General features: G+C 49.3%; 21 protein-coding genes and 1 CRISPR repeat array. Of the genes, 7 read left to right on the forward strand and 14 right to left on the reverse strand.

Annotated features, from left to right (window positions below; genetic code table 11):
• Positions 1–3: 3 nt before the first annotated feature.
• A CRISPR array of direct repeats spans positions 4–579; the repeat unit is 28 nt; unit sequence GAAACACCCCCACCTGCGTGGGGAAGAC.
• 43 nt (positions 580–622) lie between these two features.
• The 10 genes from cas2e to T411_RS0117940 form a co-directional block, all read right to left on the reverse strand.
• A complete protein-coding gene (gene cas2e / locus T411_RS0117895; protein WP_000780486.1) occupies positions 623–865 on the reverse strand; it encodes a type I-E CRISPR-associated endoribonuclease Cas2e in 243 nt (80 codons plus the stop codon).
• A 25-nt stretch (positions 866–890) separates the two neighbouring features.
• Positions 891–1,766: a type I-E CRISPR-associated endonuclease Cas1e gene (cas1e, locus tag T411_RS0117900; RefSeq protein ID WP_001051767.1), complete on the reverse strand. Its 876-nt coding sequence runs from the start codon at positions 1,764–1,766 to the stop codon at positions 891–893.
• Positions 1,767–1,768: 2 nt separating this feature from the next.
• Positions 1,769–2,485, reverse strand: coding sequence for a type I-E CRISPR-associated protein Cas5/CasD (gene cas5e, locus T411_RS0117905; RefSeq protein WP_000333273.1), 717 nt, complete (start codon positions 2,483–2,485; stop codon positions 1,769–1,771).
• Between the two features lie 3 nt (positions 2,486–2,488).
• Positions 2,489–3,532, reverse strand: a complete 1,044-nt coding sequence (gene cas7e / locus T411_RS0117910) for a type I-E CRISPR-associated protein Cas7/Cse4/CasC (protein ID WP_001016934.1) — start codon at positions 3,530–3,532, stop codon at positions 2,489–2,491.
• 21 nt (positions 3,533–3,553) lie between these two features.
• Positions 3,554–4,201 (reverse strand): type I-E CRISPR-associated protein Cas6/Cse3/CasE, encoded by a 648-nt coding sequence (cas6e, locus tag T411_RS0117915; protein ID WP_001292113.1) that lies wholly within the window; start codon positions 4,199–4,201, stop codon positions 3,554–3,556.
• The gene (casB, locus tag T411_RS0117920) at positions 4,194–4,754 is read right to left on the reverse strand and encodes a type I-E CRISPR-associated protein Cse2/CasB (RefSeq protein ID WP_000369825.1); all 561 of its coding nucleotides are present in this window, start codon (positions 4,752–4,754) and stop codon (positions 4,194–4,196) included. The genes cas6e and casB overlap by 8 nt, the downstream gene beginning before the upstream one ends.
• Positions 4,755–4,767: 13 nt before the next feature.
• Entirely contained in the window at positions 4,768–6,291 is a 1,524-nt protein-coding gene (gene casA, locus T411_RS0117925) for a type I-E CRISPR-associated protein Cse1/CasA (protein WP_000426542.1), read from the reverse strand.
• Between the two features lie 2 nt (positions 6,292–6,293).
• Positions 6,294–8,807, reverse strand: coding sequence for a CRISPR-associated helicase/endonuclease Cas3 (locus T411_RS0117930; RefSeq protein WP_002033573.1), 2,514 nt, complete (start codon positions 8,805–8,807; stop codon positions 6,294–6,296).
• Positions 8,808–9,228: 421 nt separating this feature from the next.
• Positions 9,229–10,221: a Fic family protein gene (locus T411_RS0117935; RefSeq protein WP_000055635.1), complete on the reverse strand. Its 993-nt coding sequence runs from the start codon at positions 10,219–10,221 to the stop codon at positions 9,229–9,231.
• The gene (locus T411_RS0117940) at positions 10,218–11,453 is read right to left on the reverse strand and encodes a tyrosine-type recombinase/integrase (RefSeq protein WP_000517532.1); all 1,236 of its coding nucleotides are present in this window, start codon (positions 11,451–11,453) and stop codon (positions 10,218–10,220) included. Before T411_RS0117940 ends, T411_RS0117935 begins: the two co-directional genes overlap by 4 nt.
• Before the next feature lie 338 nt (positions 11,454–11,791).
• Between T411_RS0117940 and T411_RS0117945 the strand changes: the two genes are divergently transcribed.
• Positions 11,792–12,790, forward strand: coding sequence for a LacI family DNA-binding transcriptional regulator (locus tag T411_RS0117945; RefSeq protein ID WP_000163079.1), 999 nt, complete (start codon positions 11,792–11,794; stop codon positions 12,788–12,790).
• A 75-nt stretch (positions 12,791–12,865) separates the two neighbouring features.
• Here the strand turns inward: T411_RS0117945 and edd are convergent, their stop codons facing one another.
• Both edd and T411_RS0117955 read right to left on the reverse strand, forming a co-directional pair.
• Complete coding sequence (gene edd, locus T411_RS0117950) at positions 12,866–14,662, reverse strand: phosphogluconate dehydratase (protein WP_000581730.1); 1,797 nt, start codon at positions 14,660–14,662, stop codon at positions 12,866–12,868.
• The gene (locus T411_RS0117955; RefSeq protein ID WP_000919108.1) at positions 14,659–15,174 is read right to left on the reverse strand and encodes a gluconokinase; all 516 of its coding nucleotides are present in this window, start codon (positions 15,172–15,174) and stop codon (positions 14,659–14,661) included. The genes edd and T411_RS0117955 overlap by 4 nt, the downstream gene beginning before the upstream one ends.
• A gap of 153 nt (positions 15,175–15,327) precedes the next feature.
• On the opposite strand from T411_RS0117955, the gene T411_RS0117960 reads away from it, so the two are divergent.
• The 6 genes from T411_RS0117960 to T411_RS0117980 all read left to right on the forward strand — a co-directional run bounded on the left by T411_RS0117960 (position 15,328) and on the right by T411_RS0117980 (position 22,190).
• On the forward strand, positions 15,328–16,704 hold the full coding sequence (locus tag T411_RS0117960) for a GntP family permease (protein WP_000371417.1): 1,377 nt from the start codon (positions 15,328–15,330) through the stop codon (positions 16,702–16,704).
• Between the two features lie 12 nt (positions 16,705–16,716).
• The gene (locus tag T411_RS0117965; protein ID WP_000151466.1) at positions 16,717–17,322 is read left to right on the forward strand and encodes a bifunctional 4-hydroxy-2-oxoglutarate aldolase/2-dehydro-3-deoxy-phosphogluconate aldolase; all 606 of its coding nucleotides are present in this window, start codon (positions 16,717–16,719) and stop codon (positions 17,320–17,322) included.
• Between the two features lie 220 nt (positions 17,323–17,542).
• Positions 17,543–19,585, forward strand: a complete 2,043-nt coding sequence (locus T411_RS0117970; RefSeq protein WP_000017906.1) for a TonB-dependent receptor — start codon at positions 17,543–17,545, stop codon at positions 19,583–19,585.
• A 20-nt stretch (positions 19,586–19,605) separates the two neighbouring features.
• Positions 19,606–20,283 carry a PepSY-associated TM helix domain-containing protein gene (locus T411_RS0117975; RefSeq protein WP_001884188.1) on the forward strand — a complete coding sequence of 226 codons (678 nt, stop codon included), beginning with the start codon at positions 19,606–19,608 and terminating at the stop codon, positions 20,281–20,283.
• Between the two features lie 51 nt (positions 20,284–20,334).
• Complete coding sequence (locus T411_RS1000000120650; RefSeq protein WP_001905272.1) at positions 20,335–20,460, forward strand: hypothetical protein; 126 nt, start codon at positions 20,335–20,337, stop codon at positions 20,458–20,460.
• Positions 20,461–20,549: 89 nt separating this feature from the next.
• Positions 20,550–22,190: a methyl-accepting chemotaxis protein gene (locus T411_RS0117980; protein ID WP_000205019.1), complete on the forward strand. Its 1,641-nt coding sequence runs from the start codon at positions 20,550–20,552 to the stop codon at positions 22,188–22,190.
• Positions 22,191–22,307: 117 nt separating this feature from the next.
• On the opposite strand, the gene T411_RS0117985 is transcribed toward T411_RS0117980, so the two are convergent.
• Both T411_RS0117985 and cadB read right to left on the reverse strand, forming a co-directional pair.
• Positions 22,308–24,443: a lysine decarboxylase CadA gene (locus T411_RS0117985; protein WP_001019828.1), complete on the reverse strand. Its 2,136-nt coding sequence runs from the start codon at positions 24,441–24,443 to the stop codon at positions 22,308–22,310.
• A gap of 109 nt (positions 24,444–24,552) precedes the next feature.
• Positions 24,553–25,890: a cadaverine/lysine antiporter gene (gene cadB, locus T411_RS0117990; RefSeq protein WP_000097429.1), complete on the reverse strand. Its 1,338-nt coding sequence runs from the start codon at positions 25,888–25,890 to the stop codon at positions 24,553–24,555.
• Between the last annotated feature and the right edge of the window lie 591 nt (positions 25,891–26,481).

Raw genomic sequence — 26,481 nt, forward strand, 5'->3', positions numbered from 1 at the left:
TTAGAAACACCCCCACCTGCGTGGGGAAGACCTTCGAAAAACTTACGCAGCGTTTTATCAACCGGAAACACCCCCACCTGCGTGGGGAAGACGAACGTTAGCGCAGGCTTGCCCGTTGTATTCGGGAAACACCCCCACCTGCGTGGGGAAGACCAGCGCTTGCAGGATGTGCGAGAAGTATTTTGAGAAACACCCCCACCTGCGTGGGGAAGACTGTGGTCAAAGAGTGGGGCAATTCAATGCAATAGAAACACCCCCACCTGCGTGGGGAAGACAGGCGATTGATGGCCTCTGTTGAATTGCTTTGGGAAACACCCCCACCTGCGTGGGGAAGACATAGGATTGCTCTCCATTTTTATTGCTGCTTGGGAAACACCCCCACCTGCGTGGGGAAGACCTCGATCACGTCTTTTGGTAGCAAATTTCCTTGGAAACACCCCCACCTGCGTGGGGAAGACTGACCAAGCGCATCCGCTGATATCACGAATGTAGAAACACCCCACCTGCGTGGGGAAGACAACATCTTTGGACCCATCACCTCTACAGAAGCGGAAACACCCCCACCTGCGTGGGGAAGACACCAATATATTGTTAAAGAGCACAGTAATAAACCCATATATTGCTATTTTGACAAAATAAGGGTTTCGACAATCAACTGTAATCCAGAGAGCTGAATCACGGGTTTGCGCACTTCACCTTTGTAACGAATCTCATAACCAGGGGGATCTGGAATACTGCGAAATAACATCAAGCCCGATTCTGCTGGGCAATGCTGCATTAAGTAGTCGACAACCGTCACTGCAACGGAATCTTTTACGCCAGAAACAAACACATTGGCTCTGGGTTCAACAAACCATAGCTTCATACGCCCTCTGACTGCCGGGGGTAAATCATTTGCTAGTACGACGAGCATTTCCCCCTCCCATCAACTCATTGATATCCGAGGAGACTTGTTGTAACAGATCCATGCTGATAACCCGTTTTCGAAACGCATCAGAGACCTTGTGTTTGTCATAGTGACCTGCCATATCTCGTGTAAGTGAGAAAGCTAAATCAATACAAAGGTGTTCTTTGTAAAGATCTGCCATGTCATACACAAAAGGTAATGGGCTGCCCGAATGGATAAATCCAATATGTGGTGAGTAGCCCATTGAGTGGATAGCTGAACACAAAATGCCATACAAGGCAGCATTGCTAGCCGTCATGATTTGATTGGTAAGATCACTTAAAGAAAACTTACCTGGCGTAAACTGTCGCCCTCTCCAGCCGACACCATACTGCTCGGCCTTTTGTTGATAGAGCGCTTTTACACGGTTTCCTTCCATCCCCATCATGCTTTTTAGGGTTTTGTCTTCAAGGTCTGCATCAGGAAAACGCTTAGCGAACATCATGCGTGCCACTTTCAATGCACTCTCTTCGCTGGCCGCTAACAACATCTGCTTCTTTAGATTTCTTGTGTCTGCAGTGGGAAGAAAACCAGCTGCATAAAACAGTAAACTATCCTCCCCCACCCAACTGATGGAACAGTTTGCCGCAGTTGCGGTTTTGATTGCGTCATGAGTTACACTGGTTCCCGGACCTAGTAGCAATGTGTTAATCGTTGCTACTGGAATCGGGACTATGTTGGCATCGGCATCAATCCACTTGACACTACTGTCGTCAATTTCCAGCCGTCCTCGTTCAAGATAAATAAAGGGATATTTATCTTTCACTTGGGGCAAGGATTCACGCGTTACTTTAACAAACAGCCGCTCTCCCTTTGCCATTGTTAGTGCTCCAATAACGTCACACGCCGATCTCGATAACGTTTAGACACGCCAAATTGCACGGGAACATCATTAAGAGTGAACACTTCTCCGCCCTCCTGCTCACCTTCGACAATGGTATAACTCAAGTGACGGCATTTATTCTCCGCCAGCTCTTGCGCACGCTGCCTTGCTGTCTCAGTTGAATGATAAACACCTTGGTAGATTAGCTCTGTCGGTACGCAGTTTTTACGGCCAAGGTAGAGATCCCATCTTGGATTCTGTAGCGCATCCTCCAAAGCTTCCTTGTCATCAGCAGGAATTTCTAGAATCACTGCAAAGAGGGCATCTTGCAGGTAATAACGATAAGTCATTTTAGTACCTGCCCCATTAGGCTTCTTTCCCTGTGCTGTTTTAGGAATGAGCAAATTTTGCCAAGGGTCAGCATCATCATAACCGCTGCCTACCATGTGGAAATCTCTCAATGTAGCTTCCCGCATTATCGGTTCTCCCTCAGCATCGCTACGCTCAAAGGCTAAAACCTCCATCGCCATGGGCGACATTTTTTCTAACCACTCACGTTGCTCACCACCAGCTCCACGGGCACAACAAAGCAAGCCCAAGATCCCCGAACGAGTCGGGAAATTAAGTGTATTGCGTACTCCAAACTTAGAATCGTGCCCCCACGCTTGCAATGGTCCTTCCAACCACAGGAGCAAATAGGCGTTTTTTTCGCACATGACTTACCTCACCATTAAGTGAGATTGAAGATCGGCAATCAAATGATCAATGCTGTAGTCTAAGTCATCACCCCATTCATAATCGCCCTGCTTCGCAAATAGAGAACCGGAGAGTTTTTCACGCTGCTCTAGCCAGTTTTGAAGTGCTTTTTTACTCGGTAATAAATACCCTTCCCCTGCAGCACGAACAGGTTGTTCAAACGAGGCTTGTAGGCGTTGTCCTTTACGCACCAATACGCGAGCATATTCCCAAGGACAAGCGCCTGATTGCGTGGTTTGACGAGCATTAGGCACCGCAACATAAAGTGCTTTAACAAACGCTTCGAGCGCGGTACTGAGATCGGCATCATCACCGAGCGTTTGTTGAAGTTGACCCAAATCTAAACTGACATAGCGGTAATAGGTTGCAGAGTTATACTCCAAAGTGCCCATGTGTGCAGAGCCACTTTCTTCTTCACTTTTATGGTCATCAACTGCGGTAAAAAATTCTAACTCGTTGCTGACTTTATGTGTTGAGATGGCATGAGCAAATGAGGCGGCCGCTTCGACATTCATTTCAGCAGCTTTTGCGACCATCCGACCAAACAAGGCAATATCGAGCGCATCAAGCGTCTTATTCACAACTTTTTTAGCCACTTTTACTAACTCTTTGTCTTTGAGTGATTTGGCGTCAAACTCTTTTTCTTGTGCATACGCGGCAAAGGCTTTTGCTTCACTGTCACTAATAAACAACAAGGTATCGTCAGCAAAAAATCCAGCCATCACCTCGCCACATGCGTTGGCTTGATCTTCACTCGCCCCCAAAGATAAACAGTGCTGTTGCAACAGTGCAGCGACTTTTTTACTGCGCACACCCAACTGAATACCAAACTCCGACATGGCCAACCTAACCTGGCGCTTCCAACATTGAGAGGAGACTCGCGCTCTCGAAACACCACCAACAATGGCTGATTTCGGCGCGCCGACATCGTCTCGATTTAAGCAAGTGACCGGGAATGACTGTAAAATATGGAACTCAATGCGCGTATTTTTTAGTGTGTGGTTCATCTTTATTATCCTTAAATCAGATCAGGCAAATGGATTTTCTATGATTGGTACGATTTGCAGTAAGCCGCAGCCAAATGCCCGACCTTTACCAATGCCATGTTTAAAACTGTGGTGAAATTGCGGTTCATTCGTCACGCGGAGTTGCCCTTGAATATGAGCTTTTCCGAGGGTGATCTTACGGCCGTGTTTATCGTTGAATTGCTGTACCTCAATGCTATCGATTTGCAGATGCTGTGGATGCACTTCAAAGCCCCAACTTTTCGCGGCCCTTTCAATAAACCATTGAGCGATATCTTGGCGACCTTTCACCGCAATACGTTTACCACTTTGCTTGTCTTTCCTGACGGGATTAACTTGCACTTTAAAACGGTAAGTTTGATGGTGGAGAAACGCTTCAGAAATTGTCTTGCTCACTACTTCACCGTGTACACCATCTACACTAGCGTTCGGCATACGATCCGAAACCACCAGCACTTTGCGGCCATGAAAATCGCCCCCTTGATCGGCATAGACAATCCCACTTTGCGTATGACCTCCTTTTTCCTCAGGTGATCTCACATCCGGGAAAAGGCTATAAACCACTCGATGTAGGGAGTAGGCATCCGTTATCTTCAGCGCCTTAACCGCGCGTCTATCTAAGTGGAGGGCACTGGCAAACAGCTCACTCATAGTTCACCTCATGGGCCTGGGTGCTGGCAGATCGACGATAGAAATCCTGCGCCCAGCGTGCACGAATCGAGTCTTGCGCTTTGCCGTGATACCAGAGCAGTTGTTCCAGTAGCTGGTGGTAATTCAATGCAACGCCTTTGCTTTCAATCAAAGTAAGTAGCGGGCGCAGAATACGGCACACTTCTGTCGAACTCGAACACGCTAGCAAGCGACGTAAACGTGCTTTGGCTTGCTCGGACTGATTCCCATCGTCATAGCAAGCAGCTATCGCCTGTCCAAGGGTAAGATGGCCGTTACTTTTCGGTTTTGCCTTAGCAAGCGCCGCCCCAACAATACAATAGGGCAGGCGCTCCCACTCTTTTTCTAAATCGACGTCGAAGCTCGCTAATAACTCCCAACTTTGGTACTCGGTAGTCTGGTTGTCCGCTCGTTTCAAACGAGCCGCAAACCCTTTGTCTTTTTGAATTCGCTCAATAACATAAGTGATAAATCGACCTGTTTTGGATGTCTGAGCAACGGCGCTATCACGCGTTACCACAGGATTGTTGTCCATTGTGGCGTACTCCTTATTCGACGTTGAGGTATTGATGATAATTTGGCCGAAACTGAGCCCAAGCATCTAACTGCCGGGTGCTGTCGTTCGGGCATACTTGGTCAAAGACTCGCAAGGCATATCCAGCGAAGATCTTTCGTAGACGTTGGCGTTCAATTTTGGCATCGATGTCATCGTTGCAAGCATCTAACAAGGCTTGCGCCTGTCTCTCACACAACTGCCAAAATAAATGGGTAGCTCGCTCTGCTTGATTCGCCACAAAAGGCTGTGCTTTCCCTGCACTGCTTTTGTCTATATCAGAAAGCTGTCTAAAATAACGGACGACAGCACCCCATAAGGTTTTTTGAAGTGCACTAAGCTCCGACATTTCCTGTTTGAGTTGGGCAAGGAAAGAATCGCCTAATTCACTCGACAGTAACCAAAACTCTGACTGAACATAATCATCGGTGCCGGATGCATATTGTTCACCGGCATTACTGCTCACTCGCAGCCCACCCGACCAGATGGCAAAACTCTCAACCCCATATTTGACTCGCCTGATGGTTCGTGCCAATTGCGGCGTCTCATAACCAATGCTTTTTCCGCTTTCGATAAACTGCAACAAAGCGGTCAGTTCTCGCCATGGTCTTTTATCAGGATTGACCCACAATGCCTTCAGTTTCTTTTGGGAGAAGTCGACCGATGCGCTAGGATCGGCTTTACCCTCTAGGTAGCTCGGATGTGCGATACCATCGGAGTAGTGAATACCGTTATCTGTCAGCAAACAGAACTTACCTAATGGCACAAGCCGACCCATCAGCGACGTTTTTAAGGCCTCGGCTACAGAATCCGCTTCTCCACTTGGCATCAGTTCCCACGGAGCTGTACCTAGAATGGAATACATCGGCAAATCGCCAATGTCTTCTTGAGTCAAAAGATTGAGCCAAAGGCTCTCAACCACCGATTCGGCTAACCAAAAAGAGTGCAACAACCCCATATGACCAACGGCAGATCCGGCTTTACCACTTGCCGCTTTACCTTTGTCATTGTATTTCCCTTGATAACCGGGAGATAAGACCACTGAGTTATCGGTTTTCTTACCACTCAATCCAAAAGCCATCTGCACGACAAGCAAAAGGGCTTTATCCGCATCACTATGGGCCTGCTCTTGTTGAGACTCGGTGAGAACCGTAGTATTGCCTGTGCTGACCTCAGGTGAGAGCACACCAAAAGATTTTACCTCCGCACTCTGGATGGCAGGCATCTGTAAAAATGGCATATTGCCGTACAAGTAAAATCGGTTATGCCACTGGTCTAAATAGCTCAGGCACTTATCCGCCATACCTAAATAGCCCATACGTCGCCAATCTTCATCATCTTCTGGCGTAGCCGCAGATTGAGCAATCGCCAACAACAATTTAGTCAGCGCTATTTTTTGCACGGGATTCCCCCCCAAAGAACGTAGAGCGTTGTTTAGAAAAATCTCACGCAAACTCACCAGCCCAGCATTTGTAACTGGTATCCAGGGCTCATCAATCAAATTAAAGCAATTTTCCATCCTTATTCCTTTTGTACAATGACTCGGTAGCCCAGATCGTGTCGGTATTCCAACTGATATTTGTCGCTGGCTCTGCGCCCATCCAACGTTAGCAACTCCCCTACGGGGCTAACTAAAGCAATTCTGAGTAACGCCTCATCTTCCTCCGGATTACCGAGATAAAAAACATGATGTAAATGCAGTTGCTCAAGTTGGTGTTTGGATATTTTGTCTGGACAATTTTTGGGGCTCACTTTGACCAGAGACTGGTGAAGCTCAACAGCCAGTTCTCGCCATTGTGCTTTGCTTAATTGGTAGCGAGCATGCGGCAAGATCAATTCACGGTTATCCAACAATCGTATGTAGGTATGACCCTCACTAGTGCGAATAGCTCGTAGAAGCAATACTTCATAAGTATCTTGATCGCTATAGCGGGTATCGGCTTTATGTTCGGGTAAGGTTTTTCCCGCCTTTGCTAAGGTGATTTTGGCTAATGCTTGCAGCGCTTTTTCACCTGTTTTATACCGTGAGCCTGCTTTGAGCTGGTGGAGTAAAAATGCCCACTGTGCTGACTCATCACGCTCGCAGTAGGTTTGATCAATCAGTGGGCGGATGCTGGAAGGCAGCGCAAGGTGAGATAGACCAAGCCATACTTCCAAACTGCGGCACAACACATAGGGCGAATAGACCATAGCACTAAGACCAAAGGCAGAAGAGGGCGAACTCAGTGCTTGTTCTAGGTTGGGAGCCAACAACCAACACTCACAACGTGCTGATGTCGCTCTAGGAGCATCAAGATGACGCCATAACCGACCAATTCGCTGCAACAACATATCGGTCGGAGCAAATTGGGTAATCAAAAAATCAGCATCTATGTCAATCGATTGTTCGAGAACTTGAGTTCCAATTAAGATACGACCACATTGCCGACGCTGCGACCAACCCGCTTTACCAAAGAGACTCACCCAGTGCTGTTCATTCTTCTCTCTATCTTGCGGAGTAAATCTTGAATGCAATAATCCCACTTCACAGCCTAAACCCACGCCTCTGCTCGCCATATCTAAATAGCGCTGTTGGGCATCTGCCACGGTATTCTCAATCCACAATACTTGTTGCCCCATAGCTGCACGGTTTATCGCCTCTTCGATAGCTTGCAAGTCGTTGGAGCAATGTGTCAGTTCCACCTTTGCGCCATCGACGCAGGGAATAGCAACTTCGCTGGGAGAATCCCTGTCATTATGCAATGCGGTAATTAATGGATACTCAGAACTGGAAGTGCGTTGTTGTAGTAGGGAGTGACGGCGAGCAGGGCTCAACGTGGCACTTAATATAATGACGGTACAGCCAATTTGCCGAAGAAACGCCACCAGCTCATTTAAGATGGTGCCTGTGTAGAGATCATAGCTATGGACTTCATCAAGGATCACCACCTTGCCAGCGAGCCCAAAAGCTCTCACAAAACCATGTTTTACATTCATCACGGCCATTAGCGCCTGATCAATAGTCCCAACAGCAAAAGGCGCTAAAAGACCTCTCTTGTTGTGATTAAACCAAGCGCCACCTGGACTGCCCTCTTCACCCATATCTGCTTGTTTCAGCAACCATGCACCAGAGTGAAGTAACATTGCACGGTTCGGTGTTTCAGCCGCGATAATTTGTTCTAGAAATGAATTAAAACGGTCATAAATTTTATTAGAGGTCAGTTGTGTCGGTAGCGCAAAATAAATCCCAGTGGCTTTGGCTTCAGCAAGCAATCGATAGGCGGCGTAGAGTGCAGCCTCAGTTTTTCCCATTCCCATCTGCGCTTCAAGCACATACACACCAGGACCTGTAACCTGATTGACAAACTGAATCTGGGCCTCTCTGGGTTTCATGTTACGTTTAGCTGGATCGAAAATATCAGTAAAAGACATGTCTTTGATAATTGAGGGCGTTATGAAACCAGCACAATTTAGCGCTTTAATAACATTAGGTTTCCATGCTTGAGTGGGATCTTCAAAAAAGCTGCCGGAGCCAATCCAATCCGCAACAGAGGTTAAACCAGCAACAACTCTAGCTTGTTCTGCTCGCTCAAATTTAGGCCACTCCGTGTTCAATACTTCCTTTAGATGGTTCACCAGTTTACGGCGTTCCTCAAACCACGACTCTCCGCCAAATACCGCCGCATTTCCTCGCTTATCATCAACACCACTTGGGCTAAAGCCATGATGTTGTCCAAGGATATGCGCAACGTACTTGGGCGCCATGATTTCTTCTGCGGTCGCTTGGCTTACACCTGCATGGCCACCCCATTGCGATTCCAGAGACGGATTCACATTAGCTAAAGCGGGTAGCGTTTGAGTATCGATTCCACACGCTTTAAAAATCTTGGCAACAAACGTTGGGCTGACTTTGCCAATATCATGGCAAGCTGCAGCCAACTCACTCCCAACAGGAAATAAGATTCTCTGTATTGCGGGAGGAAATCGTTGAATCAGCACTTTGGCAATTTCACCAACAATTTGGCAATGTTCAGGGACATTACGTCCAGGAATCACTACACCTTTTACCTGCTGCCAGGTTTTGGCTGGGCATCGTTCGAAGTCGATGGCAGAAATCTCAATCTTCCCCGTGTTTCTTTTATTTCGCCCTCTCACTATTTTCTCCGATATCTCGAACCCAACAACTTATCTGATACGGCCAGGTTCTGACTGTGCACAACCTAAAACTAATAATGACGTATCGAATCAGCTCACAAACCGATATGCATACAATAGATATTCAAACACTACAATTTTAGTGATATGCATCCAATCAACAATTTTCAGAAAATAAGCACCGAGCACATTTTTTACAACATGCTGTTAAGAAAGGAGATGTATGAATAATTTAATTGAAAAGAACGACTGAGAATCATGCTCGTAGCAGCAAAGAATAGGTAAAAGAAATAGCCACCAATATGACTGGTGGCCATTAATCTCAAACGCCCCTCTTCCTATACCGTTGTACCTTGCTGGTGGGTTTATCTGGGAGGGTCATTTCGATTAAGCCAGCCTCAAGTGCAGGTTTTAAGTAGCGATCACGAAAGGATTTTCTATCTTTCAGCCCAAGCATTGCTTGAATTTCTTCTCTAAGCATTTCCCCTTCAAGCACGTCCAACAGTTGTTTAACTTGAGGGGCAACTTGGGGGGCATCTTGAGGGGTGGTCGCTTCTGTTTCTTGCAAAGCGTTCAAGATCATCTGCAACATAAAGGCAATGAACGGCTCTGAATCGGCTTTCAGCGTACTGCGATTAATCGCATCATAATAGGCTTGCTGATTCTCATAGATAAAGCTTTCAACAGGTAAATGAGCAAAGAGAGGATTCCATTCGGACAATATCAAGGTTTGCCAAAGCCTGCCCATGCGTCCATTTCCATCCGAGAATGGGTGAATGAATTCAAACTCATAATGAAACACACAACTGCGAATAAGCGGGTGGCTATTGTCATTGGCCAACCACTGAAATAACTCACTCATCAGTTTTGGCACGCGCTCCGCAGGCGGGGCCATATGCAATACCTGCCCATCCTTGAAAACACCAACACCATCCATACGATAACGACCAATCACAGACTGCAAGCCAATCATTAACACTTCGTGGGCTTGCAGCAAGTCAACTTCACGATGTGAAGACCATGAATTCAACTCTTGGTAAACATTGATCGCATTCAGTGCTTCTTGAACCTGTTTTTTGGGCGCGAGTACCCGCTTACCATTCAGTAAGGCGGTTATCTGCTCTTGAGAGAGTTCATTCCCTTCAATAGCAAGGGAGCCTTGAATCGTTCTCACTCGGTTAACCTTGCGCAGCTTCAGCTCACGAGGTGAAGCACAATTGACAGACAGGCGCCCCAAGCATTCGCTGATTTGCGCCACCAGCGAAAGAATCTGATTGGTAATGGTGTAAGGTGGTTGGTAGCTCATCAAACTCACGCGGTTCTTTTGCTGGAAATAATCGACGTCACATTATTTGTTTTGTTGGTCATAATGTCTAAATGTTCGAGCCACATTGTGAGTGCTTCCCTTTTTTCAGGTAGATACTGGCTACGATTATAAATCGCCATTACGCCCCCCAAGCTGTGACCCAAAAGCTGCTCGACAACATAAGGCGCAACACCAAGCTCATTAAGGCGCGTCGCGAGTGTTCGACGAATATCATGCAGGGTCCACGCCTCTTCATGGCCTAAGCGCTGCCAGAAGAAGCGACCTTGTTGGCTCACTGTTTCAGGGCTTTTCTCTTCTCCCAAAATCAACGTTTCTTTATCACTGTCTTCTTTTAGTTGAAGCAACCAAGGCACCAGCTCATCAGGAATGGGACGGATAATTTTTTCATCCGTTTTACTGTGCTCTTTTGGCACTGTCCAAATCAACGCTTCAAAATCCCACTCTTTCCATTTTGATAAACGGACTTCTTGAGTGCGAGCACCAAACACAACGAGAAACTTAACTAAATGGCAGTAATAGGGAAGAAACTTGTTCGGTGTCTGGACTGCATTCCATAAATCTGAGAGCTCTTGTGCTGTGAGCACTCGGTCTTTTTTGCGTTGCTTCTTGCCAACATCATTTACGGTAAGGTCATCTAAAACACGGCTGGTGGCATAGCGGCGAACTCGGCAGAAACGCAGCGCTTGTTTTGCATTTTGCAGCACATAACCTGCTGCGACAGGTGCTGGACGCTGCTTACCAGCAATGCCCTTGCGAACGCGATCAAAACACTCAATCCAATGGTGCGTTTCCGTCTGTGCGAGTGGCAAAGCGCCAATATAGGGATAAATATGTTTTTGAAATTGAGATCGATGTTTGTCAGCGTTAGCACGATTCGATTCTGCATATTCCACCAGCCAGTACTCTAGGGCATCTTGTACAGAAACAGGCTTAAGGGTTTCTTGTCGAATCACGGAACGTTGCAGTTTCGGGTCATGGCCTTCCGCCAACCATTCTCGACACTTTTGCGCTTCTTCGCGGGCTTTTAACAACGATAAATCAGGATAGTCACCGAGATCGACACGTTTGCTTGCGCCGTTAATCTTATAGCGAAACTGCCAACGCACGTTTCCTTGTAAAGAGACCCTTGCACCCAATCCATCACCATCGGTCAAAGTGAACACTTTAAGGTGAGATTTATTTAAAACAGCCTTCAAATGCTTGTCGTAGAGTTTGCCCATAACGTCCTTTTCCTCGGGGTACATGGCTAGGTTCCATGTACCCCCACATGTACCCCGAGATCATGATAAGACCAGAAACAAGAGAAGACAAACCAAAACAAAAATAAATTTAAATAACTGAAATTTAAAATAAAAATACAGAACAGAGAAACAAATGAAAACGAATAAAAACAGCAATTTAGTTTCTACGGCATGAACTAATCTTCATCGACGTTTTTAAGCCCTGACCTTGTCAGGGCTTTTTTATTACCTTTTATTCACCACACACAATGGTTGTACCCATACCGTCACTTCTTCATAATGTTACTCATAACATTTTATAAAAGACTCAATAACCTATGACAAAAAAACAGCGCGCGACATTGCAAGATGTGGCGGATCAAGTTGGCGTAACAAAAATGACTGTGTCGCGTTATCTGAGAAGCCCTGATTCCGTGGCTGCGGCCACGCGGGAGAAGATAGCGCTCGCCGTTGAGGCTTTGGGATACATTGAAAATCGAGCCCCTGCGATGCTTTCTAAATCATCCAGTAAGGCGATTGGTATTTTGCTTCCTTCCTTGTCGAACCAAATTTTTGCCTCTTTTGTGCAAGGGATTGAAGCGGTGACCAAAGCCAATGGCTATGAAACCCTACTCGCCCACTTTGGTTACGATGAGGAGGAAGAAGAGCGCAAAATTGCTTCGCTGCTCGCGTATCAAGTCGATGGTCTTATTCTCACCGAAAGTCATCACACTCAGCGCACTTTGCAGATGATTGCCAGCTCTGGCGTGCCGGTAGTAGAAACCATGGAGCTTCCCGCCAACCCAATTGACATGGCAGTAGGCATGGATCACGTTGAAGCCTCATATCAAGCGGTGAAAAAAATTATCGCGGCGGGTAAACGTTCGATTGCCTATTTCGGCGCACGGCTTGATACCCGCACCAAACTGCGTATGCAGGGCTATGACCAAGCGATGCAAGAAGCCGGGCTGCCTATCAAGCACGTGCTGACTGGCTCACACTCCAGTTTCTCTCTCGCCGCTCAGTTGCTTGATGAAGCCTTCGCGCGTTACCCCGATCTGGATGGTGTGTTCTGCACCAACGATGACATCGCGATTGGTACTCTACTTGTGGCGCAGCAGCGTGGGATTCGGGTACCCGAACAGCTTTCCGTGATTGGCTATAACGCGCTGGACATCGGCCGCACCATCACGCCAAAGCTGACTAGCGTTGATTCGCCACGTTATGCGATTGGTGAAAAAAGCGCTGAGCTACTGATTGCCGCACTCAAAGGTGAGCGCGCTGAAGAACATATAGTGGATATGGGTTATCGTTTTACTGCGGGTGAAAGTGTGTAACACCAGCACTCCACAAATGATAAAGATGAAAAAGGCGGTATACACCGCCTTTTCTATGTTGTACATCCAGCAAGGTTAAACAATAAAGCTCGCCCCTTGTTCGGCGGAAGAGACCGCTTGGCGCATCACTTTAAACAATTCGCGTCCCCACATTTGCTGATCGCGCTCGGTATCTAAAGCGAGAGCTTGGCGATGGCTCATGTCGGTTAAGTTCTCAAGCGTGCCTGTTGTGCAATCCAAGCGCAGCAAATCCCCATCACGCACTAAGCCAATCGCACCGCCGCGTACCGCTTCTGGTGACACGTGAATCGCCGATGGAATTTTACCTGACGCGCCCGACAAACGGCCATCGGTCACCAGCGCGACTTTGAATCCGGCTTTTTGCACGTTACCTAAAATCGGCATCAATTTGTGCAGCTCAGGCATACCATTGGCTGCCGGGCCATTGTGGGTCACCACCACAATGCAGTCTTTATTCAGTTCACCACGCTGGTAAGCCGCTTCTACTTCGTGCTGGCACTGGAAAACTACCGCCGGCGCTTCAATGATGCGTTGTTCTTCTTTCACCGCCGAAACTTTGATCACCGCGCGGCCTAAGTTCCCGTTCAGCATTTTAGTGCCGCCAGTGGTTTGGAAGCACTCGCCACTCGCCGCGATCACTTGCGCATCATGCGTGCCATCACACGCAACCCAACGCAGCTCGCCATCCACCAACTCAGGCAGCGTCAGTTGATCACTAAACTCACCAAATACCGGTGTGACATCCGAGTGCAGCAACTTGGCTTCATGCAAACGCTTCATCAGCGCGGGTACACCACCCGCTTGTTGGAAGGCATTCATATCCGCGGGGCCATTCGGGTAAACCTTCGCCAACAGTGGAACCACATCCGACAGATCACTGATGTCCTGCCAGGTCAGCAAAATCCCCGCGGCACGTGCCACCGCCAACATATGAATGGTGTGGTTCGTACTGCCACCAGAAGCCAGCAGAGCGACAATCCCATTGAGCAGACTTTTCTCGGTGACCACTTGATAGAGCGGACGATACTGCGCTGAACCTTGGGTCATGCTGGCAATTTTTACCGTCGCGTCATCGTTCAATGCTTGGCGCAGCGCCGAATGAGGATGCACGAACGCCGAACCCGGCAACATCAGCCCCATGGCTTCAAACACCAATTGGTTGGTGTTGGCGGTGCCGTAGAAAGTACACGTACCCGGCGCGTGGTAAGCCTGACACTCCATATTCAGTAGTGCGTCTTTACCCACTTCACCCGCCGCATACTTTTGACGAATATCCACTTTCTCTTCGTTACTGATGCCGGTTGCCATTAAACCCGCAGGCATAAACGCAGTCGGCAGATGGGCGTACGAGAGCGCGCCCATCAATTGCCCCGGCGCGATTTTGTCACAGATCCCGAGCAGCAAAGTGGCATCAAACACATTGTGACTAAGGGAGAGTGCGGTCGCCTGCGCAATCAAATCACGGGAAAACAGCGACATATCCATCCCCGGCTGACCTTGGGTCACGCCATCGCACATGGCGGGTACGCCACCGGCGACCTGTGCGGTATGGCCGTACTCGGCTAACACCATCTTGATGCGGTCTGGATAGTGCTGATAAGGCTGATGCGCGCTGAGCATATCGTTATAGGACGTCACAATCGCCACATTACTGCGCGTGAAATCGAGGATCGCTTTTTTCTCTGTGCTGCAAGAAGCCGCCACTGCGTGGGCTAAATTACCGCAAGAGAGTGAGGTGCGACCTTTGCCGGCTTTTTCTTGTGCTTGACTGCGTGCAATGAAGGCCGCACGTGCTTCACGGCTACGCTCAATCAGGTTTTGAGTGACCTTGGCTAAAATAGGATGAATCATAGCCCCTCCTGCTCTTGCAGCGCTTGAATGGCACAGCTCACCACTTCCTGCACTGAGCAATCAATAGGGATAATCAGGGTTTGCGGCTCACCATCAGGGCGCTCTAAGGTTTCAAACTGACTGTTGACCATGTTCTCTTTCATGAAATGGCCTTGGCGAGCGCGCATGCGCTCCATGATCAGTTCTTTCGAGCCATCCAAGAACAAGAAGGTCACGTTTTGGTTGCCTTCGCGGATCTGGTCGCGGTACTGCTTTTTGAGTGCCGAGCAGACAATCACCCCATGTTCGTTTTTGCTTTCGAGGCTGTAAGCGGCATCGCGGATGCGCTCTAACCAAGGTTTACGATCTTCATCATTGAGCGGCTGGCCGGAGGCCATTTTCTGAATATTGGCACGCGGATGAAGATCATCGCCATCAATGAATTTTCGCCCAGTCTGCTTTGCCAATAACTCACCAATGGTGCTTTTACCGCAAGCACAAACCCCCATCACAATGATGCTACTACCAGCCATAACGACTCCTTAAAACCAAACTTGCGCATGATCGCATTTTTAAAATTCACTTCGAAATATGGGTTTATCTTATTCATGTTATGGGTAACATGTTACCGGTAACTTCACTAAATGTGAGCTATAACACAAACTATAAATCTGGACGGTGAACTCATGGACCCCTTACTACAAACCTCTGATCCTACGTATCTATTAACCGTGGCGGCGGTCGCCATTATTGCGCTACTGCTGCTGATTATTCGTTTTAAAATCCACGCTTTTGCTTCACTGACCTTAGTCAGTTTAGGCACCGCCATTGCCACTGGCGTGGCGTCTGACAAAGTGGTGTCGACCATGATGACAGGCTTTGGTGGCACGCTGGCTTCGGTCGCGCTGCTGGTCGGCCTTGGCGCTATGATTGGTAAAATCTTGGAAGTGACGGGCGGTGCGAAAGTGCTGGCAGACACGCTGATCGGCCGCTTTGGCGAGCAGCGCGCACCGTTTGCGCTCGGCGTGGCATCGCTGCTGTTTGGCTTCCCCATCTTCTTTGATGCGGGCCTGATTGTGATGATGCCGATCATCTTCAGCGTCGCGAAACGCTTTGGTGGCTCACCTCTTAAATACGCGCTGCCTTCAGCAGGTGCGTTTGCGGTCATGCACGCCTTTGTGCCACCGCATCCGGGGCCGGTTGCAGCGGCAGAACTGCTCGGCGCAAACATCGGCTTGCTGCTGATTGTTGGCTTACTCGTAGCCATCCCGACTTGGTACTTGGGCGCTTACCTATTTGGTCTATATGCCGGTAAGAAATTCAATATTCCTTTGTCGAAAGCCTTCTTCAATACCGATGCGATCATTGACGAAGCCAAGCTACCCAAATTTGCCACGGTCATGACTATTCTGGTGCTGCCGGTGCTGCTGATTTTTATGGATACCGGTTTGAACACCCTTGCGGTCGCGGGCATGATTGATGGTAAAGCTCCCGCAGTCGAATTCCTGCGTATGCTGGGTAAAACGCCGATTGCTCTGCTGATCACTCTGCTCGTCTGTATCGCAGCGTTCGCCAAAGATTACGGCATGGCACGCCTAGAAAAACTGTGTGGTGATTCGCTTGCCCCCATCTGCGCGGTGATTTTAGTCACCGGTGCGGGCGGCATGTTCGGTGGCGTACTGCGCGCAAGCGGCATTGGTAGCGCACTGGCTGGCGTGCTGTCGGATACCGGTATGCCCGTTGTGGTCGCCGCGTTTGTGATTGCGACCTGTTTACGCGTCGCGCAAGGTTCGGCCACGGTCGCTCTGACCACGACCGCCGCCCTGATTGCACCGACGGTGGCAGCGACCACAGGCCTGTCTGAGCTTGACCTGTGCTTTATCGTGATTTCGATTGCCGGCGGTGCTACTGTGCTTTCACACTTTAACGATTCTGGTTTCTGGCTGGTGTCGCGTTTGATGGAGATGGATGAGAAAACCACTCTAAAAACGTGGACTGTGATGGAAACCCTTTTGGGCGGTATCGCCTTCCTGATTGTGGCAACACTCAGCTTTATTCTGTAGAGGTATGGACTCATGACCATTGAACAACGCTTACGAGCGATCAAAATTGTCCCTGTTATTGCGATTAATGATGTCGCCCACGCACTGCCACTGGCCAAAGTGCTGGTTGAAAACGGTTTGCCTTGTGCAGAAGTCACTTTCCGCACCGCTGCGGCCGCGGAATCGATTCGCATCATGCGTGAGGCGTATCCAGACCTGCTGATTGGCGCAGGCACTGTACTCACGACAGCGCAAGTGGATGAAGCGATTGCGGCGGGAGCTGATTTCATCGTGAGCCCGGGTCTGAACCCGACCACAGTGAAATACTGCCAACAGCGCAATATCGCGATCATTCCGGGCGTCAACAACCCAAGTTTGGTGGAACAGGCCATGGAAATGGGTCTGCGTACCCTAAAGTTCTTCCCGGCCGAGCCATCTGGCGGCATTGCGATGCTGAAAGCGCTGAGCGCGGTGTACCCAGTGAGCTTTATGCCAACGGGGGGTATCAATCCAAACAATGCGCAAGAGTATCTGGCGCTCAAATCGGTTGTCGCGTGTGGTGGCACTTGGATGGTACCAACTGACCTGATGGACAAAGGCGACTGGGACACCCTCGCCGAACTCGTACGCAACGTATAAGCCTTTTCGGCTCGTTCCCCCACCAAAGACCAAACGCTCCGTTTGGTCTTTTTTATATTGCGCGTTAACTCGTTGAGCAGAATGAGATATCACCTACAAGGATGAAATGCACAAATAACACTTGAATCAATAATGAAAATTACTATCATTTGTGATTCATTTTTGTGGCGAATGTTTGCCACTGACATTATTCGTCAATAATAAATAGAGTTAATCCTTCATGTCCCATTTTACTCGCTCAAGAACCTGGGTCAGTCTGGCCGTTTTCGCCGCTTGTGCCCCCGCCCATGCCGAACAAGAAACCTTGGTCATCACCAGTCAACAAAGCCAACTGCCGGAAGTCGCCACCGCAACCCGCACCGCCACTCCGGCTAAACTGGTGCCGCAAACCATTGATTCACTTTCTGCGGAAGAGTTGACCGCGTTTGGCGCTCCCAGCCTAAGCGAAGCTTTAGCTGGGGTACCGGGGGTCAACGCCAACGGCGATACCCGTTTTGACGGCATCAATATTCGTGGATTTTCCGCCAGCAACGATTTTTATCTCGATGGTTTTCGTGATGATATGCAGTACACCCGCGATCTCGGCAACATCGAGCGTATCGAAGTTCTCAAAGGCCCAGCGGCGGTGTTGTATGGCCGTGGTAGTACAGGGGGGATCGTCAACCGCGTCAGCAAAGTGCCACACGCAGGTGATGCCGCGAGCGTTTCTGCACGCATTGGCAGCCATGATTACCAACGCCTTGCCGCCGATCTCAATGGTGAGGTCAATCAGCAAGTACAAGTTCGCCTCAATATTGCTCAAGAAGATTACGGCAGTTTCCGCCATGGCGTGGAAGGCAAACGCACTTTGCTTGCTCCGTCTCTGAACTGGGACATCAATGATGATGTGAGCTGGCTTATCCAGTATGAGCAACACTCCCATAATCGCGTGCCAGATCGTGGTATTCCGGCGGTGAACGGCTCTCCTGCTGAGGTTCCTGCGAGCAGTGTTTACAGCGATACCAGCCGTGACTTTATTGATGATGATGTGGCCACCACGCGCTCACGCATTACTTGGGCATTCCACCCAGAATGGCAACTGCGCCAACAACTGAGCTACACCAAGCTCGATAGTCAGTTTGATAACACTTACGTAGCTCGCGTCAGTGGCGACCAAGTCACGCGTCAACGCTTCCAACAAGATCTGCAAGCCAACAACCTGATCAGCAATACCGAAACCGAAGGCACCTTCAATACGGGCCCGATTGCTCACCGAATTCTGATAGGTCTAGAGCAAGGCTGGCAAGAGCGCTCGCCGAAACTGTATCGCAACGCCAACAGCATCCCAAGTGGCAACCTGTACCAACCTGAGTCACTGCCGACCTACAACGGACCTATGTCAGTATTTAGTGATGCCACTCATAAAGTGCGGAGCTACGGTATTTATGTCCAAGATCAACTGCAATGGGGAGATTGGATTGTGTTGGCAGGTCTGCGTCACGATGATTTCACCGTCACGACTCATCGCCACGATACCAACAAAGAAGAGACCATCTCATCCAACAGCTTAAGCCCACGTTTAGGTGTGGTATGGACACCTGTGCAAGAGCATGCGTTGTACGCTTCCTACTCACAAACCTATTCTCCGGTTGGTGGTGGCGTTATTGGCATTACGCCGGGAGACAAACATAACCACCTCGATCCTGAGCACTCACGTCTGTATGAAACTGGCGTCAAAAGCGATTGGCTAGAGGGACGCATCTCAACCACTTTATCCGTCTATCGCTTAGAAATGTATAACCGCCGTATGCGTGATCCGAATGATCAGGAGCGTATTATTCTCACCGGATTACAACGTACCGATGGTATTGAGCTGAGCAGCCGTGCACTTCTCACCGATGAATTTTCTCTGCGTGGCGGCATTGGTCTGCAAGATGCAAAATACGTCGAAGCTGATGCCAGTGAGCAAGGTAAACGCCCAACCAACGTATCGCGCCTCAATGGTGAGCTGTTTGTCGCTTATCAATCAGCAAGCGATGGTTGGTTTGGTGAGACCGGTTTTGTGGCGGTAGGCGATCGCTATGCCGATCGTACTAACACCACCAAACTACCCGGTTATGCCCGTTTCGATGCGCGTCTCGGCTACCAATGGCAAGCTTGGCGCACTCAACTGAGCGTAGAAAACCTGCTCGATAAGGATTACTACCTGAGTGCCACCAGCAGCACACAAATTCAGCCGGGTGCACCGCGTGAGTTCTACCTCACAGCGTCTTACCAGTTCTAAACGATTGATCCCCATTTGGCATGCAGCGGCAAGTCAAAGGGGATAACCACAGGAGAGCTGGCCTAACGGCCAGCTTGATTATGCAACGTCGACGCCTGCCTCTACACAACAATAAATGGATCCGCCGCCTTCATGCATGGTGCGGCTTCTTTACCCTACTCTTAATGCTGTTGTATGGCCTCACTGGCCTTTGGTTATCTCACCGCGCTGTCTGGCCACTGCCCGGGCCACACACCAGCAAAAGTGAATGGCAACTCTCGCTCACTGAACCCATCGATTCAGTCAGCACTTTTCAAGCGCAGCTCAATACCGAATATGGCGAACATGAGTGGACGATACGCGAAATCGCCGCGCAGCAGTTGCCCACGCCACAACAGCCGTTATTGATCCCAGCCCGCTGGGAAGCGCGCGCCACCAGCGTGACCGATACCTTTAGCGCCCAATACGTGCCCGGTACCTTAGTCATTCAAGCTCAGCATCAAAAAGCCAACTGGGCCGCTGTGCTTAACCGCTTGCATCGCGGAATGGGAACGGGTCTTGGCTGGCAGTTGTTTTCCGACCTTGCGGCGGTTGCCATGCTCCTGCTTGCCCTGACCAGTTTACTGATGTGGACCAAACTCCACGGCTCCCCGAAACGAGCAGGATGGCTATTGATAGGTGGCAGTGTCGCGACCACACTGTTCGCTATCTTTGGTTAATTGACTCCCCACGCGGCGACCTCGTCGCACCCGACAATCTAACCACACAGGTTGCAGCCCACGTCGCTGCAACCTTTGGTGACGCTGGCGCTCACTGATTGCGCGCTTTCACATTTCTGCTGCGGACTTGAAGCGAAATTCGACATCGTGCACAACTTCACCACTTTGCCTCTTTAGTCGCATTTACCGCTCTGAAAACAATCTGTTACAGTCTTGCGTACCATGAAATATTCATCATGCGTGTCATATCTCAAGGAGTGATGTTTATGACTTCCGTTAGCCTGCGCTACCTCTCAATCCGTAATCGCTTATTTCTGCTCACTGTGGTGATTCTGGTACTGCTGGCGATACCGTTTGCCATTATGGTCAAAGATTATCGACAAGATCTGATGCAAGAAAAGCAAGTTCAAACTCAGCATTTAGTCGAAAGTGCTTACACACTGCTTGAGCACTATGCTCAGCAAGCTACCCAAGGCACACTCACGACCGAACAAGCGCAAAACACGGCAAAACAAGCGATAGCTCAATTGCGTTATGGCGCGAACGACTACTTCTGGATTAATGATGCGCAGCCTGCCATGGTGATGCATCCGATGAAACCGGATTTGAATGGCAAAGATCTGCGCAGCTTTAAAGACCCGAACGGCAAAGCTTTATTCGTCGAAATGGTCAATATCACCCAAAGAAATCAGCAAGGTGTGGTCGAGTATCAGTGGCCTAAACCGGGTGCCGAGCAACCTGTCGATAAAGTCTCTTACGTCAAACTGTTTAAACCTTGGGGCTGGATTATCGGCACGGGCATCTACGTCGATGATGTGAATGCGCTGGTGATGCAGCGCCTGAGCTCAATATTGGTTTGGGTTGTGGGCACGCTGCTGGTCTTGATTACGCTTGCCAGCTTGATTGGGCGCAGCATCACTCAACCTTGCGAAGAGACACTCGCAACGCTGAAAAATATCGCCCAAGGTGAAGGGGATCTTACTCGCCAATTAACCGTGACGGGAAAAGATGAACTGGCACAAATCGCGCAAGCCTTTAACCTGTTCACCAATAAAATTCGACATATTATTCAAGAAATTACTCCAATCACCGAGAGCGTGACGGGCTCTGCCGATGAACTGACTCAAGTAGCGCAAAGTGCATCCAGCAAAGCGTATGACCAGCACCAAGCGGTGGATACCGTCGCTTCCGCCATGAATCAGTTGCATGCGTCCAATCAAGAAGTCGCGCAATCTGCCCATCAGGCTGAACAAGCGGCGCACAGTGCCAATCAAGCGGCCAGCCAAGGGCGCGAAATGATCACACTCACCTCGACTCAAATGCAGAGCTTGCGCGATCAATTGACCCGTACCGAACAAGAAACTCAAGTGCTGGCCAGTGAAACGCAATCGGTCAGTGCGGTCTTGGAAGTGATCCGTGGTGTGGCCGAGCAGACTAACTTACTGGCACTGAATGCGGCGATTGAAGCGGCGCGTGCTGGTGAGCAAGGCCGCGGCTTTGCTGTGGTCGCCGATGAAGTGCGCACCCTCGCCACTCGCACCCAAGCCAGCACCAATGAGATTGAGCAAATCATTGCTCAGTTACAGAAAAAAGCGCAGAGCGTCAGCCAATCCATGACGCAAACCCAGCAGCAATCACGGGTGACGCAACAGCAAGCCGAGCAAGCGCAGCAGATGCTCAATGAGATTGAAGCGCAGATCAAAACCATCTTGTCCTTCAACCAACATATCGCAGGCGCGAGCGCCCAGCAATCCGAGGCTACCGACGAAATTACCCGTAACCTCACCCAGATTGCCGAGCACAGCACCCAAGCCTCAGCTCAAGCTAACCAAGTGGCAGCCGCCAGTGAACAGTTGATGGAAAATGGCCAGCATCTGGCTCGCAGCTTAGCGGTGTTTAAAATCTGATCCCGCGACCACGCTTTTCAGCCTAGATTGAGTCATAAAAAAGAGAGAGCCGTTCGGCTCTCTCTGTGTATCAGCGTCCATTGGGGAATTACGCTGTCTTTATGGGGTAAAGCTGGCTTAGTCCTTCAGCACTTTTACGGTGTAAGAGCCATCTTTTTGGCGATACAAACCATGAATGTCTGTCTCAAATCCTGGGTAATGCGCGCCGATTTCACACAGCATTTCCAAGAAATCCAACACAGGGCGAGAGCTGTCTGTCACCATTTCACCTGGCAGTACCAATGGCACGCCTGGAGGATAAGGCAGGATCATATTGGCGCTCACGCGACCCACCATCTCGTTAAGCAGGATCTCTTCGGTTTGACCGCGCAGCTCTTGTTGCCATGCCACGTGTGGCGTCACTTTCATCTCTGGCAGCACATCGAACGCTTTGTACATCAGCTCTGGCAGTTGGTATTTACGGGTTAAATCGTGAATGCCTTGCGCCAACTCTTGAATACGCATGCCTTCGTAGAAAGCTGGGTCTTCACGGTACAGTGAAGGCAGCATGGTACGAATGGTCAGGTTCAGATCGTAACCGCGTTTGAACTCAGTCAGGCCACGCAGCAACTGCATTGCTTTTGACTTATCAATACCGATAGAGAACAGGAACAGTAGGTTGTAAGGGCCGGTTTTCTCAACCACGATGCCGTGTTCATCAAGGTATTTAGAGACCAGTGATGCCGGAATACCGCTCTGCTCCAATTCGCCATCTTTGCTCATTCCCGGAGTGAGCAGAGTGATTTTAATTGGATCAAGGTACATGTGGTTGTCATCAAGATTCTTGAAGCCGTGCCAATCTTGGTTTGGATCGAGTTTCCAGCACTCGGTGGTCTCAATATTCTCGGGTTGCCACACATCGAAGAACCAGCCTTCGCTCTCGCCTTTCAGACGTTTGATCTCTTTACGGAAGCGAATCGCACGATCAATCGAATCTTGCATCAACTTACGACCAGTGTTGCCACGCATCATTGCAGCGGCAGTTTCCGTCGATGCCACAATGCCGTACTGTGGTGAGGTTGAGGTGTGCATCATAAAGGCTTCGTTGAACGACTCGCGGTCAAACTCACCTTTGACATGAATCATCGAGGCTTGCGAGAACGCCGCCAGCAGTTTGTGCGTGGACTGCGTTTCGTAGAACACTTTACCCGGCATCGCTTCACCACTCATGCCGCACTTGCCTTCATAAATACGGTTGAAGTTAGTGTAAGGCACCCATGCACTGTCGAAGTGGATGTGTTTGCAATCCAACGACTCTTTGATGAACTGGGTGTTGTACAGCAGGCCATCGTAAGTCGAGTTGGTGATCACCGCGTAGCTTGGCGCGCTCGCCCCCGGAGTGTTTGCCACTTTCTCTGCAATCACTTCACGGCTGAATTCGCTCTGTGGAATACCACCGAGAATGCCGTAAGCGTTACGGGTTGGACGGAAGTAAATGGGGGTGACGTCCGTCATCATCATTAAGTGAGTCAATGATTTATGGCAGTTACGATCCACCAGCACTGTGCTACCCGCAGGCGCGGAGAACATACCGACGATCTTGTTCGAGGTCGATGTACCGTTGGTCACGATGTAAGAGGCATCGGCATTGAACGTGCGTGCGATGTACTCTTCCGCTTCTTTGTGTGGGCCGGAGTGATCGAGCAGTGAACCCAGTTCTGGCATCGAAATCGATACGTCCGCTTTGAAAGTATTTGGACCGTAGAAATCGTAGAAAATGCTGCCAACAGGGCTTTTCTGGAACGCAGTACCGCCCATATGGCCCGGAGTACAGAAGGTGTATTTACCCTCTTCCACGTATTTGAACAGCGCCTTAGTAAACGGAGGCATGATCGCGTCTTTGTACTCTTGGGTCGCTTGGTTGATCTTGATGGCGATATCGTCGGCCATGCCCAGAGCGTATTCGAAGAAATGCACGTTGAGGCGCAGGTCGGTTAGCGAAATATCTAATGTCGATTGCTCGTTAGCAAAGGCGTGCACTGGCAGTTTTTCATTGACTTTACTGATGCGCTCACACAGCTCTAGCGAGTATTTATCCCAGTCGAACAGCACGCCGCAAATGCGTGGGTTCATCTCAATCATCTTGATCAGATCTTTGTCATCCACCGGATAAACCACGTCGTAACCGGCTTTTTCTAATGCTGCATGCAGTTGGCGAACAGGCTCTTCTTTAAAGAACACACCCATGTGGTTCAAGATAGCGAAAATATTCATTTGGACATCTCCAAGGCGAAAAAAGGCGCTCTCTGTGCACTGCACAGTGAGTAAGACGAGCGCCATAGTGAATTCAGAAAGCTGGCGTGGCAGACGCCAGCAAGGTCAATCAGAACTGAGCCGAAGCTTGTTGTGGATGAGTCTCGAGATATTTATCCAGACCCGCTTTTTTGCTGTAGAACATCAAAATAATCAGCGACATGATGAAGGTTGCAGTCAGGGTTGAACCCTCTGCACCGGCCAGCGCCACCATACAGAACAGGCTGGCAATACCGGAGAACAACATCACAAACGTATTGCGAGTGGTCATGCCTTCGAAGCGGATCAGGTTAATGCTGGAGTAGAAATAAGGCAGCATGGTCAGCAGAACCGCATCGGTAGTCAGTTGGTTAAACAGATCGGAAGCGTGTGCAGTTTCTGAGCTGAAGAACATCAGTACCAGCATCAGCAGTGTCATCATGCTGGAAGCAATCAGCAGACCTTTTTTCGGCACACCGTTGCGATCGGTTTCACCGAACACTTTCGGGAAGTTACCATCGTTAGCGGCACGTTTGCCCGCTTCGCCGACCAGCATCATCCAAGAGCCAAGTGACGTGAAACACGCTAGTGCAGTAAAGGCAGACACGAATGGCGCAGTCCAGCTACCAAACAGTGCCGTGGTCGCCAGTGCAAAAGGTGCACCGGATGCCGCCACTTCAGACGCAGGGAACATGCCGCTGATCATTTGAGTTGATAGCACATAGATAAGGCCCGCAAGACCAGTACCTAACATGGTTGCCAGTGGCACCGTGCGTTTTGGGTTTTCGACCATACCGGAAGAAACCGCCGCCGATTCGACACCCACGAAAGACCACAGACAAATCAGCACTGCGGTGATCACCGCATGGCCATCGCTACCGGCAGACACGTTCCAGTTTTGGCTGTAGAGCGCGCTGTCAAAGTGCGTCCAACCAAACAGAGCCGTACCGACTACAGGGATCAAAATCAGCACCAAACCAATGGTACATAAACGGCTTACCCAGCTACCACCAAGCAAGTTGACTAAGGTAAATAGCCAAACCGAAGCAATGGTCGCTAAACCAGCAGGGATCGGGTTATTCAGCACTGGGAAGAACACCGAAAGGTAAGAAACTCCGGTAATCGCAATCGCCAAATTACCAATCCAGTTAGCGTGGTAGTAAAGCACGCCCGTTTGGAAACCAAACACCGGTGACACTTCCCCTGCATAAGCAATCGGGCCACCCTCTTGCGGGTTTTTGGTTGCCAAACGAGCAAACACAAACGCCAAACTGAGTGCGCCAACAATGCAGATCAGCCAGCTATAAATGGAAATTGAACCTACGCTCGCTAGCGTAGAAGGAAGCAGCGCAATACCACTGCCCATCATGTTGCCAGCCACCACACCCGTACAGGCGATCAGGCCGATTTTTTTTGCATTTGATGACATAACATCTCCAAATCGATTCTACTTAAGTTACAAAACTCAAACTGAATGGGTTAGCGAGATGTCATGAGTGCAATCACCTGCGCTACCTCGCTAAATTTCGAAGTGCAGAGTACGCCCAAAAAAACGAAAAAAAATAAACTTCCGCTTATCAATAAAATGATGAGCCAAGCATGAGTTTCTTGATATCAACCTGATAAACACCACCAATAAAACTCTTTATTTTCATACAGTTAATAAAAAACCTAAAAATATCAGGAGAGACAACTAAAAATATCAAGGTGAAAACATCACGCTAAATGCTGCTCTGTGGAGGTATCAGGAGGAAGGTTTATCGCCAAAAAACTGTTGGTCTTGCCATAAGATTTGTCACTCCACTGGCAAGACGCCCGATGAAGCGACATCCATCGGCACAGAATGCCAATGACGCTCACTGAATTTGACTTGGGGAATAGGCTCAAACGAATGGCCATTAATGGCGATGAGAAGTTAAACGGTTAGTGAGTACATAGACATCGTTCGATGTGATTGGCGGTGTTTTTCAGTCAGAAGGATTCGAGAGATAAAGCGGCGCGCCCTCCCCTCTAAACCGTG

Origin of the sequence: Vibrio cholerae ATCC 14035, from assembly GCF_000621645.1 — a bacterium.
GTDB lineage: Bacteria > Pseudomonadota > Gammaproteobacteria > Enterobacterales > Vibrionaceae > Vibrio > Vibrio cholerae.

What these genes read in the sequence shown, in the direction of transcription:
- cas2e (WP_000780486.1), bottom strand. Translation starts at nt 865, where the DNA reads ATGAAGCTATGGTTTGTTGAACCCAGAGCCAATGTGTTTGTTTCTGGC.
- cas1e (WP_001051767.1), bottom strand. Translation starts at nt 1,766, where the DNA reads ATGGCAAAGGGAGAGCGGCTGTTTGTTAAAGTAACGCGTGAATCCTTG.
- cas5e (WP_000333273.1), bottom strand. Translation starts at nt 2,485, where the DNA reads ATGTGCGAAAAAAACGCCTATTTGCTCCTGTGGTTGGAAGGACCATTG.
- cas7e (WP_001016934.1), bottom strand. Translation starts at nt 3,532, where the DNA reads ATGAACCACACACTAAAAAATACGCGCATTGAGTTCCATATTTTACAG.
- cas6e (WP_001292113.1), bottom strand. Translation starts at nt 4,201, where the DNA reads ATGAGTGAGCTGTTTGCCAGTGCCCTCCACTTAGATAGACGCGCGGTT.
- casB (WP_000369825.1), bottom strand. Translation starts at nt 4,754, where the DNA reads ATGGACAACAATCCTGTGGTAACGCGTGATAGCGCCGTTGCTCAGACA.
- casA (WP_000426542.1), bottom strand. Translation starts at nt 6,291, where the DNA reads ATGGAAAATTGCTTTAATTTGATTGATGAGCCCTGGATACCAGTTACA.
- T411_RS0117940 (WP_000517532.1), bottom strand. Translation starts at nt 11,453, where the DNA reads ATGGGCAAACTCTACGACAAGCATTTGAAGGCTGTTTTAAATAAATCT.
- T411_RS0117945 (WP_000163079.1), top strand. Translation starts at nt 11,792, where the DNA reads ATGACAAAAAAACAGCGCGCGACATTGCAAGATGTGGCGGATCAAGTT.
- edd (WP_000581730.1), bottom strand. Translation starts at nt 14,662, where the DNA reads ATGATTCATCCTATTTTAGCCAAGGTCACTCAAAACCTGATTGAGCGT.
- T411_RS0117955 (WP_000919108.1), bottom strand. Translation starts at nt 15,174, where the DNA reads ATGGCTGGTAGTAGCATCATTGTGATGGGGGTTTGTGCTTGCGGTAAA.
- T411_RS0117960 (WP_000371417.1), top strand. Translation starts at nt 15,328, where the DNA reads ATGGACCCCTTACTACAAACCTCTGATCCTACGTATCTATTAACCGTG.
- T411_RS0117965 (WP_000151466.1), top strand. Translation starts at nt 16,717, where the DNA reads ATGACCATTGAACAACGCTTACGAGCGATCAAAATTGTCCCTGTTATT.
- T411_RS0117970 (WP_000017906.1), top strand. Translation starts at nt 17,543, where the DNA reads ATGTCCCATTTTACTCGCTCAAGAACCTGGGTCAGTCTGGCCGTTTTC.
- T411_RS0117975 (WP_001884188.1), top strand. Translation starts at nt 19,606, where the DNA reads ATGCAGCGGCAAGTCAAAGGGGATAACCACAGGAGAGCTGGCCTAACG.
- T411_RS0117980 (WP_000205019.1), top strand. Translation starts at nt 20,550, where the DNA reads ATGACTTCCGTTAGCCTGCGCTACCTCTCAATCCGTAATCGCTTATTT.
- T411_RS0117985 (WP_001019828.1), bottom strand. Translation starts at nt 24,443, where the DNA reads ATGAATATTTTCGCTATCTTGAACCACATGGGTGTGTTCTTTAAAGAA.
- cadB (WP_000097429.1), bottom strand. Translation starts at nt 25,890, where the DNA reads ATGTCATCAAATGCAAAAAAAATCGGCCTGATCGCCTGTACGGGTGTG.